At 37.3% G+C, this 15,223-nt stretch carries 11 protein-coding genes; 8 read left to right on the top strand and 3 right to left on the bottom strand.

What is annotated here, in order from left to right:
* Positions 1-21 precede the first annotated feature (21 nt).
* Both B0X70_RS17670 and B0X70_RS17665 read right to left on the bottom strand, forming a co-directional pair.
* Positions 22-816: a glycoside hydrolase family 16 protein gene (locus B0X70_RS17670; RefSeq protein WP_036810618.1), complete on the bottom strand. Its 795-nt coding sequence runs from the start codon at positions 814-816 to the stop codon at positions 22-24.
* A 435-nt stretch (positions 817-1,251) separates the two neighbouring features.
* Entirely contained in the window at positions 1,252-2,526 is a 1,275-nt protein-coding gene (locus tag B0X70_RS17665) for a bifunctional O-acetylhomoserine aminocarboxypropyltransferase/cysteine synthase (RefSeq protein WP_217469976.1), read from the bottom strand.
* Between the two features lie 584 nt (positions 2,527-3,110).
* On the opposite strand from B0X70_RS17665, the gene B0X70_RS17660 reads away from it, so the two are divergent.
* The 3 genes from B0X70_RS17660 to B0X70_RS17650 all read left to right on the top strand — a co-directional run bounded on the left by B0X70_RS17660 (position 3,111) and on the right by B0X70_RS17650 (position 6,530).
* Entirely contained in the window at positions 3,111-4,472 is a 1,362-nt protein-coding gene (locus B0X70_RS17660; RefSeq protein ID WP_217469974.1) for an MATE family efflux transporter, read from the top strand.
* A gap of 582 nt (positions 4,473-5,054) precedes the next feature.
* Positions 5,055-5,648 (top strand): tetratricopeptide repeat protein, encoded by a 594-nt coding sequence (locus B0X70_RS17655; protein WP_036810610.1) that lies wholly within the window; start codon positions 5,055-5,057, stop codon positions 5,646-5,648.
* 465 nt (positions 5,649-6,113) lie between these two features.
* Complete coding sequence (locus B0X70_RS17650) at positions 6,114-6,530, top strand: hypothetical protein (RefSeq protein ID WP_217469973.1); 417 nt, start codon at positions 6,114-6,116, stop codon at positions 6,528-6,530.
* On the opposite strand, the gene B0X70_RS17645 is transcribed toward B0X70_RS17650, so the two are convergent.
* Positions 6,435-7,565, bottom strand: a complete 1,131-nt coding sequence (locus B0X70_RS17645; protein WP_046397199.1) for an ISAs1 family transposase — start codon at positions 7,563-7,565, stop codon at positions 6,435-6,437. The two genes, B0X70_RS17650 and B0X70_RS17645, sit on opposite strands and share 96 nt — an antisense overlap.
* Positions 7,566-7,614: 49 nt before the next feature.
* Between B0X70_RS17645 and B0X70_RS17640 the strand changes: the two genes are divergently transcribed.
* The 5 genes from B0X70_RS17640 to B0X70_RS17620 all read left to right on the top strand — a co-directional run bounded on the left by B0X70_RS17640 (position 7,615) and on the right by B0X70_RS17620 (position 15,183).
* Positions 7,615-7,968, top strand: coding sequence for a tetratricopeptide repeat protein (locus tag B0X70_RS17640; protein ID WP_217469971.1), 354 nt, complete (start codon positions 7,615-7,617; stop codon positions 7,966-7,968).
* A 466-nt stretch (positions 7,969-8,434) separates the two neighbouring features.
* The gene (locus B0X70_RS17635) at positions 8,435-9,028 is read left to right on the top strand and encodes a tetratricopeptide repeat protein (RefSeq protein WP_217469969.1); all 594 of its coding nucleotides are present in this window, start codon (positions 8,435-8,437) and stop codon (positions 9,026-9,028) included.
* Positions 9,029-9,804: 776 nt separating this feature from the next.
* Positions 9,805-10,551, top strand: a complete 747-nt coding sequence (locus tag B0X70_RS17630; RefSeq protein ID WP_036810600.1) for a Slam-dependent surface lipoprotein — start codon at positions 9,805-9,807, stop codon at positions 10,549-10,551.
* 95 nt (positions 10,552-10,646) lie between these two features.
* Complete coding sequence (locus B0X70_RS17625; protein ID WP_217469968.1) at positions 10,647-12,134, top strand: surface lipoprotein assembly modifier; 1,488 nt, start codon at positions 10,647-10,649, stop codon at positions 12,132-12,134.
* Positions 12,135-12,186: 52 nt separating this feature from the next.
* Entirely contained in the window at positions 12,187-15,183 is a 2,997-nt protein-coding gene (locus tag B0X70_RS17620) for a TonB-dependent receptor domain-containing protein (protein ID WP_217469967.1), read from the top strand.
* The last annotated feature ends 40 nt before the right edge of the window (positions 15,184-15,223 follow it).

Genomic DNA, 15,223 nt, shown 5'->3' with positions numbered 1-15,223 from the left:
TTCCTTTTTCCTGATCGATGATTATTTCTTATTACCGATATACGGATAAACTTTTACATAATCCACATCGAATGTTGCGGTTGTTGTATTTATCGGGCCATAACCTTGAGCTGGATAACTGCGCGGTACTTCGGAGCTTAAAATAATATATTGGTTGGCGATTGAAATTGGAACTTGATCTAGCCCCGACAGATTTTGAGGAATATTATCAACATAAAATGTGTAACCTTTTGGTGTCCATGCTACAGCAAATTTATGGAACTTACCGTCAGCAAGTTTACTGGTAGACGATCTCTTTGACCACTGCTTATGAGCGCTGCTATAACCATTCCAGTGAATAGCGTGATCATATTGATCCTGTGTCGCTTCAGCTAAATGTTCAAATACATCAATTTCGACACCTGATTTTTCTGGATTGGTTAAATCGAGGCCCATTGTCGGTGATTGGACCCAGAATGCAACTTGATTACCTTCCGCACGATTAAATCTGACAGCGGCTTCCCAATAGCCATATGATTGTAGGAAACTTTTTTGTGTTGAAATCATGCCGCAATAATTCTGTAGCTTGCCGGAAGAACTATCGGAATAGGTTTTTATGGTTAAATGACCATTTCGCACGATAACCGCTGATTGAGTATTAATACAATTTTTTCTGACGCCCAGGCCACGATAATCCCATTTTTGGGTATTAAGCGTTGTGCCATCGAAATTATCTTCAAATGACGGTGTAGGGCTGAATTCATTGGGGATTTGCGCTAGAGCATATCCACTGAACAATGTGCTTAATAACAACGTATAGGCTAACTGAGTTTTCATCTATTTTCCTTGTATATTTGACGTGAATAATCGTTATTTATCCGAGAGCTATTATTGATCTCCCCGTTTTGTCGCGGAGATATGAATTACTTTATCGAATATTGGCGACGGAGTTACCGATTTAATTTATTACCCCTATGCTTTTCGTTTTAGTCATTCAATATGGTGTTAATATTGATTAATAAAAATGAAAGGTAATTAAAGTCGACAACATGGATTAGGAAAAAATAATTGAGATAGGTAGAAAAGAACAGTGAGGATCGATGAATAAGACCCCGTTCGTGAGAACGGGGTATATACCCGTCATCTTTCAAGTTGCCTCTTTGTTGGCTGCACTCACTCACCCCGGTCACATAGTTTTCTATGCTCCCGGGGATTCGCTCCCTTGCCGTCGCGATGCATCTTGAAATCCATAGGGTATATGACAACTTTAAATTATTTCGATGCATCCAGAGCTTGGGCAAGATCAGCAATAATATCGTCGATATGTTCAATGCCGATAGATAAGCGAATCATATCCTGTGATATGCCAGCTTTAATTAACTCCTCATCATTTAATTGGCTATGGGTTGTTGACGCTGGATGACAGGCGAGTGATTTAGCGTCGCCAATATTAACCAGCCGCACAATCAATTTTAGTGCGTCAATAAATCGCGCGCCGGATTGTTGCCCGCCTTTAATACCAAAAGAGAGGAGCGCTGATGGCTTCCCATTCACATACTGTTGAGCCAGTTCATGTTCTGGATGGTTTGGCAACCCGGCATATTTCACCCAACTAACTTGAGGATGATCTTGCAGATAATGGGCGACTCTCAGCGCATTTTCAGTATGACGTTCCATTCTTAATGCCAGTGTTTCCAATCCTTGTAAAATAAGGAAAGCATTAAAAGGCGACAATGCAGCGCCCATATTACGTAGCGGAACCACACGGCAATGCCCGATAAATGCCGCTTTACCGAATTGCTCGGTATAAATGACGTTATGATAGGAGGGATCTGGGGTAGTCAATACAGCAAACCGTTGCTTATATTTTTTCCAGGGGAAATTGCCGGAGTCCACAATGATACCGCCAATAGAGTTACCATGCCCTCCCATATACTTGGTTAAAGAGTGAATAACGATATCAGCGCCATGCTCGAAGGGGCGACAAAGCACAGGCGTGGCGACGGTATTATCAACAATTAAAGGGACGCCATGACGATGAGCGACTTCGGCAAATTTTTTCAGATCAACAATATTACCGGCCGGGTTACTAATAGATTCACAAAATACCGCCTTGGTACGATCATCAATCAGTGACTCCAGTGCTGTAATATCATCGTGTTCAGCAAACCGTGTCTCAATCCCGAATCGCGGCAATGTGTGAGCTAGCAGGTTATGAGTGCCGCCATATAACTTAGCAACAGATATAATGTTATCTCCAACGCTGGCAATGGATTGAATCGCACAGGTGACAGCCGCCATGCCAGATGCGACCGCTAAAGCAGCGATGCCTCCTTCAAGTAGAGCAACCCGTTTTTCTAATACATCATTAGTTGGGTTCATAATGCGGGAATAGATGTTGCCTTCAACCTTTAAATCAAATAGGTCGGCGCCGTGTTGGGTATCGTCAAACGCATAGGATGTCGTTTGATAGATAGGAACGGCAACGGCTTTGGTTGTTGGATCAGGGGAATATCCGCCGTGGATAGCAAGAGTTTCTGGTTTCATTTTCGATCTCTTTTTTTACGGTAAGATGACATATATCTTTGATAAATAGGTGTAAGCGGCTTTTGTTAAAACCATAGCCTTACTTACTATTGTTCATAAGGAATTGCTCATAAGGAATTGCTCACAAAGAACTTGATTTATATCTCTTTTTGATTGATGAACTGTTAGAATAGATATCTGTATAGACATGATATTTCCGCTAATTATTTATTAATTAAAGAAACAATTTGAAAAAGTTACTAATTATCTACTTTAGCTATGCTGGTCTCTTTATTTTTTAATAATGTGGATGTTATCACAAAATACTTCAATAATTTCAGCCAAGTAACATTAACTATTAAAATATAAAATTGAAACAAAATACTTAAATAAATATTCAATCTTTTATAAAGATCACAAAAATTTCTGTGAAATAGTTAGTTTTCGTTAGATTGCTTTAATTTATTTATTCGCTGTTGCCTGAGCGAAAATAGAAGGTATACTCGTAATTCTAATTTTTTCAGACTTTTTTAAATGATTTTGGTCGTAATTTATTGTTAGTATGATCAATTATTGGAACTAACCAATAAATTAATGGGATTCTTATGGCTAAGTTTTCAAACCGGCGGGAGTTAAAACAACTTTTATTTTTCTCTTTCCCTATCATTGTTAGTCAGATAGCACGTACAGCAATGAGTTTTGTTGATATTGTGATGTCTGGTCACTATGCTACGGCTGATTTAGCAGCAGTAACATTAGGAAGTAGTATTTGGTTTCCTATATTTGTATTAGGGTATGGGACGATTATCATGCTGGCGGCAGATGTCGCAAAGCAGAAAGCTGAACATGATGACGAAGGGATTAAAGACAGTCTTAAAAATTACTTGTTTCTGGCGGTGATACTTTCGATACCAATAATTCTTTTATTAATGTTAGTGAGCTGGCTACTTTCCTTCATAGGTATCGATGAGCATATTTTAGACATTACACAGGGCTATGTTATCGCTCTGGCGTGTGGTGTTCCTAGTGTTATGATATTTAATGTTTTTCGTTCATTTCTACAAGGATTGGAAGACACAAAAATCGCAATGTATTTGTCTGCGGGTTCCTTATTATTGAATATACCATTAAATTACATATTTATTTATGGAAAACTAGGTCTGCCAGAAATGGGAGGCATTGGCGCGGGTATTACAACTGCAATTATTAATAATCTAATTGCTGTATTCTTGATTATCTATTTCTTGCTAAAGAAAGAATATCGTCGGTATAGGCCAGATTTTAGTTTGCCGAAATATCATGCTTTGGTTAGGACTTTTTATATTGGTATGCCAAGTGGATTGGCTCTTTTTGTTGAAATGGTTTTTTTAGATGTGATTGCGATAACCGCTGCTCCTTTAGGTGCTCAAGTCATTGCTGCGCATAATATTATGCTTAATATTACCTCTATCATCTATACCATAACTGGGGGGATTGCGGCCGCTGTGACTGTAAAAGTCGGTTCCTATATTGGGAAGAGAGATAGAACAGCATTAACAGGGACTATAAGGATCTCAATTGCTTTAATTTTATCTATTTCCGTAGTTATTGGCGTTTTAATCTATTATTTCGCCGGTTCATTTATTTCACTCTATACTAACGACAACGGCGTCATAATAATTGCGCTTAACATAATCTTCCTATTATGCCTGTTCCAATTCTTTGACTCTTGTCAGGCGGCTTTATCCGGTATTTTACGGGGCTTTCATGATACCCGATCGGTATTTTACGCGCCGTTATTCGGTTATTGGCTAGTTGGTTTGCCATTAGGGTTTGTTTTGGCTTTGACAGACTGGGTAACCGAGAGTATGGGAATTATAGGGTTTTGGTATGGATTGGTTTTGGGTCTCTTTGTGAATGCTATTTTGCTGTTTGCCATATTAAAGGTTAGACAGAGAGGAATGATTTCTCAAGTAATTGCGTATTAACCTAATAACCACTATACCCTATGGATTTCAAGATGCATCGCGACGGCAAGGGAGCGAATCCCCGGGAGCATAGAAAACTATGTGACCGGGGTGAGAGAGTGCAGCCAACAAAGAGGCAACTTGAAAGATGACGGGTATATATCTACATAAATTCCCTGTCGAGAGATAGGGGATTTTTCTGGATTTATTTAAATAACTTAATTCAACTCTTTAATCTTAGAGCTAAAAGAGTATCAATATTGCCATTTGACAGTTTATTTCATAAAAAATTTTCATTGTGAATAAAAAACAATTTTATAAAATTATGGTTATTGAATCTGTTATCAATGAAGCGTTATATTTAATTCAGAGTTTAAGTTACATTCTTAATATATTTATTTTACTCAACTTGGTAAATAATATGTTTCTATTTTTTATGGTTATTTCTTCTATTTGATAATATATTTTTCTTTGGAAAAACAGGAAACTATACTTTATTTTGGTAAGAAAGTGAAAAACAGCTTTGAAGTTGAGGATTGAAAGTGTTAAAAATGAATATCATTCAGCTACAGAGTATCCTGATAAAAAATTTAGGACAATATTATGAAGTATATTATTTTGATGACGGTTTTGCTGGCTTCTAATGTGTATGCGGAGAATATGAAAAAATATATTCCCAAAACGGTGTTTACAGGCATGCATTACGAGGATAAAGAAACTACCTTAAAAGCGCCCAGAACCGTTGAGGGGTTTTATAACTTAGAAAAATTGGCAGAGAAAGGGAATGCGGATGCTAATTTTTTGCTTGGCCGTTTATATAGTGACATTTCATTACCAAGTTCGGAAAGGGATCATGAAATGGCTAAATATTATTATAAGAGGGCTTTAGATTTAGATAAAAACCACACATTGGCTTTATTTTGGTTAGGTTTGGCTTACGAATCTGGAGATAGCGATAAGCAGAATGCAAAAAAAGCATTAGAATTTTACGAAAGAGCCGGTCGTCAAGGTCTTTTAAAAGCATACAATAATATGGCTGTCATTTATTTACATGGTGATGGTAACGTTCCACAAGATTTAGAGAAAGCGAAAATATATTTCCAGAAGATAGCTGACATGGGAGATAAAGAAGCTAAATTTTCTTTAGAACATTGGGATATGATGTTGATGCAGCAAGGATATAAAGAACCTGAATGATATTCATATTAGTCTGATCGTTATTATATTTAAATTTAATTCCCTGTCTAAAAGATAGGGGATTTTATCAAATTATTTAAATAATTTATTTAACTTTTTCAGTTATGTTAAGAGATTATCAATATTGCCATTTGACAGTTTATTTCATGAAAATTTTCATTGTGAATAAAAACAATTTTATAAAATTATGGTTATTGAATCTGTTATCAATGAAGCGTTATATTTAATTCAGAGTTTAAGTTACATTCTTAATATATTTATTTTACTCAACTTGGTAAATAATATGTTTCTATTTTTTATGGTTATCTCTTCTATTTGATAATATATTTTTCTTTGAAAAAACAGGAAACTATACTTTATTTTGGTAAGAAAGTGAAAAACAGCTTTGAAGTTGAGGATTGAAAGTGTTAAAAATGAATATCATTCAGCTACAGAGTATCCTGATAAAAAATTTAGGACAATATCATGAAGTATATTATTTTAATGATGGTTTTATTGGTTTCTAATGTGTATGCGGAAAATATAGAAAAATATATTCCGAAAACGGTGTATAAAGGAATGAATTATGAGGATAAGGAAATTACTCTGAAAACACCCAGAACTGTTGAGGAATTCCATAACTTAGAGAAACTGGCAGAAAAAGGGAGTGCGGATGCTAATTTTTTGCTTGGCCGTTTATATAGTGATAGCGCATTAGCGAAATCTGAAAGAGATTATAAAATGGCTAAATATTATTATGAGAAAGCTTTAGACCTAGATAAAAACCCAGGGCAACCGCATGAATGCTTAAATATTATTCAGATTAGAAAATCCTGCTTGTACGACTTGTTCCAGAAATTGCGTTTTCATCCAGGCTCGCATTCGTTTCTTTCTTATACTTAATTTGCTGCCTTCTGTTTTCAGCATATTCAAGGCAATTCGCCTCAATATCGCGATATTTTCCGCCGCATTTTCTCGATAAATCTGACAATCATCCTCATGAAACGTCGCATCCAATACCCAATGGAGATTGTTCTCAATACGCCAATGGCTGCGCACTGCCTGAGCTAAGCTTTCTTCTGTCAGGGGGGCTGAGCTGATGTAATAACGATACTCCAGACTGGGTGATTGGCCTTTTTCTTGCCGGTAACCCATGACAACACCAAGGGTTTTTAATTCCGGCCAGGCGGGGAATTCTGCTTTGAGTGTCTCGGCACTGATGACATGACTTTCCCGGATTTCAAGGCGTCCATGCGACTGTTCCAGCATGACTTTTTCTCTTACCGAAGGCGCGATACGCTGGGCTTTTAACGCCTTTTGAATCGCCCTGTGGAGATGTTTTTGGTTATCTTTAACACTGAACAAATAATCCGCACCCGCATCAAGGAGTGCCTGAGCTATCCGGGTCTGACATCCCATCGCATCAAGGGAAACCAACGCGCCTTTTAGGTCTAACAATTTAATCAGCTCAGGAATAGCCGTGATTTCATTGGACTTCTTTTCTGTCCTAACCTGACCCATCACCAGTTTATTCGTGGTGGCATAAGCGCTCACCAAATGCAGCGTGGAAAGGCGCTCTTCCGGTGAATAAGCGCCCCGCAATACTTTACCGTCAATGGCCACTAATTCGCCCTGGGTGAGTTCATGAACAGCCTTCATCCAGTTGATAAAACAGAGGTTAAATTGTTCCGGGTTAATGCGCGAAATAAGGCGGGCAAACGTATCATCAACAGGGACACCTTCTTTGAACATGCCTTGTTTCAGGAACCAATCATGGTGCCCTTCGGTATACTCCTGAATATCACTCCAGCCTTCTGCGCCCGCAATCACGGCACACAGTGACGAAAACAGGATGTCAAATAAAGGATAGGTGACTTTCGCACTCTGGCGAGGGTCTTGGATTGCCGAAAAATGAAGGGTAAAGTTCTCAAGGCACATGATATAGGTTTTCACTCTCAAAAGAGAGTATAAGATCACAGTGCTTTATTTGAAGCAACCTATTTTATTTTGGCTAAAAAACATTCGTGATCTTGCCCTGGATAAAAACCATATGTTAGCTTTATATTGGTTGGGTGGAATTTATAAATATAAAGGTAGAGATAAACAAGATGTGAAAAAAGCAATAGAACTTTATGAAAGAGCGGGTAGTTTGGGCCTTATAAGAGCGTATGACAGTATTGCTGTTACTTATTTACACGGTGACGGTAATGTTCCACAGGATTTAGAGAAAGCGAAAATGTATTTCCAGAAAATAGCTGATATGGGAGATGAAGAATCTAGATATATTTTAGAGCATTGGGAAATAATTCTGATCCAGCAAGGGTATAAGGAGCCTGATTGATACTAACTATTAATCTAATAATTATCATGTTTACATAAATCCCCTGTTGAAAGATAGGGGATTTATCAAATTATTTAAATTATTCATTCAACTACTTTATATTTGAATTGAAATGGAATTAGTGTTTTTACTTGTGAGTTTATTCGATGAGAAATTTTTATTGTAAATAAAAATTATTTTATAAAGTCATGATTATTAAATCTGTTATCAATAAAGAGTTATATTTAAGTAGGAATTTAAGTTGCATTCGTAATATGTTTATTTTACTCAATTTGGTAAATAATATGTTTCTATTTTGTGTGGTTATCTCTTCTATTTGATAATATATTTTCCTTTGGAAAAACAGGAAACTATACTTTATTTTGGTAAGAAAGTGAAAAACAGCTTTGAAGTTGAGGACTGAAAATGTTAAAAATGAATCTCATTCAGCTACAGAGTATCCTGATAAATAATTTAGGATAATATCATGAAGTATATTATTTTGATGACGGTTTTGCTGGCTTCTAATGTGTATGCGGAAAATATAGAAAAATATATTCCGAAAACGGTGTATAAAGGAATGAATTATGAGGATAAGGAAATTACTCTGAAAACACCCAGAACTGTTGAGGAATTCCATAACTTAGAGAAACTGGCAGAAAAAGGGAGTGCGGATGCTAATTTTTTTCTTGGCCGTTTATATAGTGATAGCGCATTAGCTCAATCTGAAATAGATTATCAAATGGCTAAACATTATTATGAGAAAGCATTAGACTTAGATAAAAACCATATGTTGTCTCTATTTTGGTTGGGCGTTGCTTATACGTCTGGCGATAGCGATAAGCAGGATGCAAAAAAGGCAATAGAACTTTACGAAAGAGCGGGTAATTTAGGTTTTATAGGAGCATATAATAATATTGCTGTCACTTATTTACATGGTGATGGTAATGTTCCACAAGATTTAGAGAAAGCAAAAATATATTTTAAGAAGATGGCTGATATGGGAGATGAAGAATCTAGATATATTTTAGAGCATTGGGACATAATTCTGATCCAGCAAGGATATAAGGAGCCTGAATAATATTCATATTAACCTAACAATTATCATATTTACATAGATTCCCTGTCGAGAGATAGGGAAATTTTCTTGATTTATTTAAATAACTTAATTCAATTCTTTAATCTTAGAGTTAGAAGAGTATCAATATTGTCATTTGATCATTTGTTTTGTAAAAAATTATAGTTAATGAAAATTTACTCTCTAAGACTGTGGTTATTTAGTTTGTCATCAATGTAAAATGATATTTAGTTATAATTTAAGTTATGTTGGTAATATTTTTGTTTTAGTGAGTTTAATAAATGATAGATTAGTGATTATTATCTGAATAGGTATATGTACATTTGGAGAAGTAATTTTACTTATTTAAATCATTTGGATGAAATATATATTTTTGATTTTTATTTCTCATTGTTAAATAATTCTTAATTAATGTGAAATAGCTAATTTTGTATAAAATAGTTTCTATTTAAACAGTAACACTGTAATTAATTTACAATTGAAATAATTTCCCATTCATATATCTATTTGTATCGATTTTTTTACGCTCATTATTGGTGATTCACCTAATATTATATCCATCATTATATTAAGGTTATAGTGAATATTTATTTAATAATTAAATAGTTATCTGTATTAATTGCCATTCTATACAAATAGATACAATTGTTTTATGATAATGATTATCATTTCATTTTTTATTAAAAGTACGTTAATATGCGCGCCAGTCTTCGGACGGTACTAAAACTATGTAATAAGCAATACTCTAACATTTAATTAGTTAACATAAGGAATATGCTATGAACAAAGTTAAAGTGTTAATTGCAGTATTAGGTACATGTGGATTAGTAACACAAGTTATGGCTGATCCAGGTTTTGGGCAAACTCAAAAGTTTGATGAGAATAAACCTAGCATTAAGGTAGGAGTGACTAAACAGGGTGGTGTTGGTCATGGAAGCCCAGGGAAGGAACCAGGAATTGGGGTACATTCCATTGCTGGTGGTCAAATTGTGAGTTTCTCAGGGCTTACCCGTTATGCAGCAGCGGATGCAAATGGGATTCACAAAATTTCTATGCCTGGATCAGGTAGCCACGGAGGGATGGGGGTATTCAGCTTTAGTAAAGTGGCTAATGCTGATGTCTATTTTGGTGAATGGTCACAAGATGGCAAGGTGACTGATACTGCTCATACTGCCTATTATTCCGGTAAAAATGTTACAACTAATTTACCTACCGGTGGTATTGCGACTTATACGGTTAAAGGAATTAACCAATATAATGGTAGCAATGCCCTAAATGGGACATTTACTGCTGATTTCGGGCAGAAAAGGCTCTCCGGTTCAATAGCGAATAGCGCATTGACCGTTGGTATTGATTCCAGAATTAGAACAGATGGTTCATTTGCAGGTAGGGCAACTGCTGGAAATGTTGTCGGTACAAACAGCGGTCATTTCTTTGGTGATAATGCAGATAGTTTAGCAGGGGTTGCTACGTTTGCTTCGGACCATAGTAAAGATACCGCCTTTGGCGGAACTAAGAACCCATAATATGAGTTTGTAATGACTGGATAAGACAAAGTTCATATGGGCTTTGTCTTATTTTTGTTTATTCCTGGTTCGACGATTAAGCAGTGATATTACCGATGTTAAATACCTCAATTATCCGTTTGATTTTACTCATTAGCTGTTTGTTTATAGGGCCATCTATGGTGCTGGCAGATGAAGATACCGGTAGAAGATTATGGTATAACGTACAACGTAATTTGCAGGATCAAGAAAAAGCGCTTGTTACGGATGAAACCGTGAATAAAAGAACGGATCATTTATCGATAGTTCTTAATGGGCAAACGTTCAGTGTTGAAAATAATGTGAATGATATCGGCCAGGCGCTCTATTTAGCGATCAATCATCAACAAGTGAAGGATGTTGATCGCTTTTTGTTGATATACCAGAAATTACTTGGACATGATACCCAATTGGTCCATTTTGCTCAGGCAAATCTGGCGCGTTCACAGGGTGATCTAGCTGCGGCAGAACAGCATTATCAGGCCATCTTGCAGAAACAACCTGATTTTACCCGTGCTAAATTAGAGTTAGCCAGGGTCTATTATGAGAATCAAAAAAATAGAGAAGCCAGTTTACTATTTAATGAGATTTCAGCGGCTAGTCGCGATAGTGAAAATAAATTACCACCAGCAGTCATTAAGAATATAACTAATTATCAGGAGGCGATTAATTTGCGCAATGCCTGGCGTGGATCTTTTTCTGTGGGATATATCTTTAACGATAACACGAATATGTCGCCGGATAAGCCTCCTGTTTGCACTATCTATCATGAAAATGGTAAGTGCGCGGTTGAACGTAATTTACCTATGGCAAAGAAGGCAAATGGTATTAGTTATGATGCTACGTTACGTAAGATATATCCGGTAAATGGCCACCACGGTGTTTTTTTACGCTCAATGACTTATGGAGAAAGTTATCGTCATCATAGTGAGGAGAATGAAAATACCACTTCTGCTTATTTGGGTTATAGTTATAAAGCCCAAAGAGATGATTTCCTAATGGGGCCGATTATTGAGTTTAATTATGTTGGTAATCATTCCCGTTATCGTACTACGGGAGCAAAAACTGAGTGGATGCATATTCTATCCAAAAATCTGGCATTAAATTTGGAAGGTGAATATAAGCAGTTTCGTTATCATAAACTTTATAATCATAATGACGGTAATATGACCTCTGTTTATGCTACCTTATCTTATTATTTAACTGATCAAACCATTACCTTTGTGGGTGGTGATTGGGTTAATAAAACCAGTGTTGAAAAAGTGGATGATTATCAGCAAAAAGGCGTGCGAGCAGGCATTTCCACTCAATTGTACCCGGGAATTAATGCAGTAGTATTTACTGCATTGCGCCAGCGGCAATTTGGTGATTACAGCGTACCTCTAAATGCACGCCGTAAAGATAATGAACAATTCTATGCGGCAATTGTGAGTATGCCTAAATTTGAAGTTTTCGGTTTAACCCCAGTAATTACTTATCGATTTAGAAAAAATAGTAGTAATGTTGATTGGCTCTATTCCTATAATAAGAATGAAGTGTTAGTCAGGTTTGAAAAGTATTTTTGATACTGGTTGAAGTAACAAGTTATTTCAATCCACACTATGGCAGATAATGATTATGTATAAATTAAATAATAAATATAGCAAAATAACATTCATACTGGCATTGGCCTACAGTATGATGCCTTATCGTTCTGATGCAGAAACACTAATAACCCCGGCTCAATCATCTAAACAGCCTGCTGAAAATAAGGCTGACCTCGGTAAAATTAACGTTTCAGCGACCAGTGAAAAAGATGAGGCAGGTTATGATGCGGTTTATGATAAAGATATTACCAATATTTACTTGGGTAAGGATTTGGTAGAACGCTATAAGGGTGCTTCACCGGCGGATGTTTTAAAAAGCGCAGTCGGCGTATTTAGTGGTGATTCGAGAAACAGTGGCGCATTAGATCCTAATATTCGTGGCATCCAAGGGCAGGGACGGGTTCCTGTTACCATTGATGGTACTGAGCAGGCAATTACCACCTGGCGTGGTTATAACGGTGCGAACAATCGTAACTATATTGACCCTAACCTGATCAGTAGTATTGAAATAGAAAAGGGTCCATCATTGACTCGTGGAGTAAAAGGTTCGATCGGTGGGGCGGTAATGATCAAAACTCTGGGGATCGATGATGTGGTACCCATAGATGAGCGATTTGGTATTAACTTGAAATTGGAAACTAGCAGTAATGCCGTTAAGGAACGTGTGCCGCATTTGGAATTGGGACAAGATTATCGAGATATTCCCGGTTTTAATCAGGGATTTAATTATGTTGATCCCGCGTTAGAAATTACGCCAAAAACCTCAAAAGATAATAAATTATTGGGCCTAAAAGATAATGCGATACGTCTGGCGATAGGTACCCGACAGGAATATTTTGATTTAATGGCAGCTTATAGTTACCGCAGTAAAGGAAACTATTTTGCCGGTAAGGGCGGCGCCCATCGCTATGATGAGCCCATTAATAAAAAGGATATAGAGATCCTTGATGGTGGTACCCGGCCGTATGATCCTTATCTGCCTTTTATTGCACGTGTATATCGCCCTGGCAATGAGGTGCCGAATACTTCCAGTGAAATGGAATCTTGGTTGTTTAAAAATACCTGGTACCTGGCTAATCAACAGACGATTGGGTTTGGTATTCGCGATACTAAAACGATTTACGGGGAGATTATGCCTTCGCGACTGGGTTGGGTTAGGGCAGAAAGTAATGTTGTACCACAGTGGCCGCTGGCGAATGTCCATCAGCAGGCGTTTAATCTGGATTATAAGTGGAAGCCTGACGGGAACAAATGGGTTGATTTTGATATGAAATTTTGGATTACCCGTACTATCAGCGATACCAATACTGCCGGGGGATATCCACGTGAACCGCGAGAGCGGGATGCCGTTTGGGATGTAAATGGTAAGGAACGAGATCCGAATAAAGATGGCCGCTTGGTAGATACTGCTTCTACGAATACCCATAATAACCGTTGGGGTGTTGATCTCTCTAATGCTTTCGAATTGACTTCAAATTTAGATTTAACCTTGTCAGCCAGCCTACAACGGGAACGTTTAGGTTCCCATGATGATTATGAAGGGAAGAATTTTTCTAGTTTTCGGTCACCACCAAGAAAAGGGCGCCGTCAGGAAAATAATATTGCCTTTAATTTTGACTGGCGTCCTACTCCGTGGCTGGCATTAAGTGCGGGTGCTAGACGGGTAAGTTATTGGTCTAAGGATGATTTTTTAAATGAACGTTTGGCGGCCCGTGATATTGGTTATAGTAAGCATGAAAAATTGGTTGGCCAAGGGTTGCAATATATGAGAACACTTACTGATCGGGAAGCTGAGTTATATAGAAAATATGAGGAATGTTTGTGGTGCCTAACTGATGATGAATTTGACGAATATCATGCAAAGAATTTCACGACAATAGAAGAACGCGATTCAATTCTCCGCCCTATGGTACCGGTAGATGTGCTTTGGAAATATCATGGCGATGGTAAGTTATATAAACAAGATAATCCCTATTTCAATGGGGAGCTTGATATGAACGAACGCATTATTGATCCTGTGACGAATAAAGAAGTGTATAAATATGAATACAGTGCTGCTCAACAGAATAGCCGTTATATTGATGACTCTGGAGAAATACTAAATAATAGCGATAAGGGCGTTTATAAAGCGAAAAGTGAACAAGAGCGCTGGTCTAAACAACCTAAACGTAAAGATCATGCCTGGGCGCCGGTATTTTCCGCAACGGCCTATGTGAGTGATAACGCACGTATTTATACCCGTTATGCCGAAGCAGTACGTATGCCGAGTATTTTTGAGGATACTGTTGGCTTTTCTTCCGGTTTAACTGATAAACCTACACGTGCTTTTAAACCTGAACGTAGTAAAACTGTGGAAGTGGGTTATGTGCATGATTTAAGCCAATTGTTGGGCGCGGAGCGTAATGCGGACATTAAATTCGCTTATTACAATACCATCATTGAGCATGTTTTTGATCGTGATAGTAATTTTGTATTTACTCAGCTAGATAAACAGAAATTATCCGGTTTAGAAGTACAAGGACGTTATGATAACGGTAGTTTCTTTACCCATTTTGGCCTATCTTATAATCTTAAGAATAAAGTTTGTGATAAAACCTCATCGCTGATGTTAGATCCAAGAAACCAGTTTGGTGTTCCTGAATGTATTGATGGCGGTTTTCCCGGTGGTTTTTTAAGGACAACTATTCCACCTCGTTATTCTCTTAATCTGAATATCGGTGGCCGGTTATTAGATGAAAATTTAGAAATCGGTAGCAGAATATTATACCACAGCAGTGTGGAGAATAAGGATGAAAAATGGTTAATGAAAAAAATGCCCGGCGTTTATAAAGGAATAAATAATAATCCAATGCGCTGGAATTCAGTAATGACTGTAGATGCTTATATTAATTATCAGGTTACGCCAGATGTGGTTGTCGAATTATCCGGCACTAACTTAACCGATCGTTATTATCTGGACCCATTAACGCGTTCCATGATGCCGGCGCCCGGACGGACGTTTAAGCTTAGTGTCACCAGTCGGTTCTGACTCTTTAAGGGGGATTCGCCGGTTGCCGTTAAGAGCGCTG

Source organism: Photorhabdus akhurstii (assembly GCF_019090985.1).
GTDB lineage: Bacteria > Pseudomonadota > Gammaproteobacteria > Enterobacterales > Enterobacteriaceae > Photorhabdus > Photorhabdus akhurstii.
This window is presented reverse-complemented; position numbering and strand designations above follow the sequence as displayed.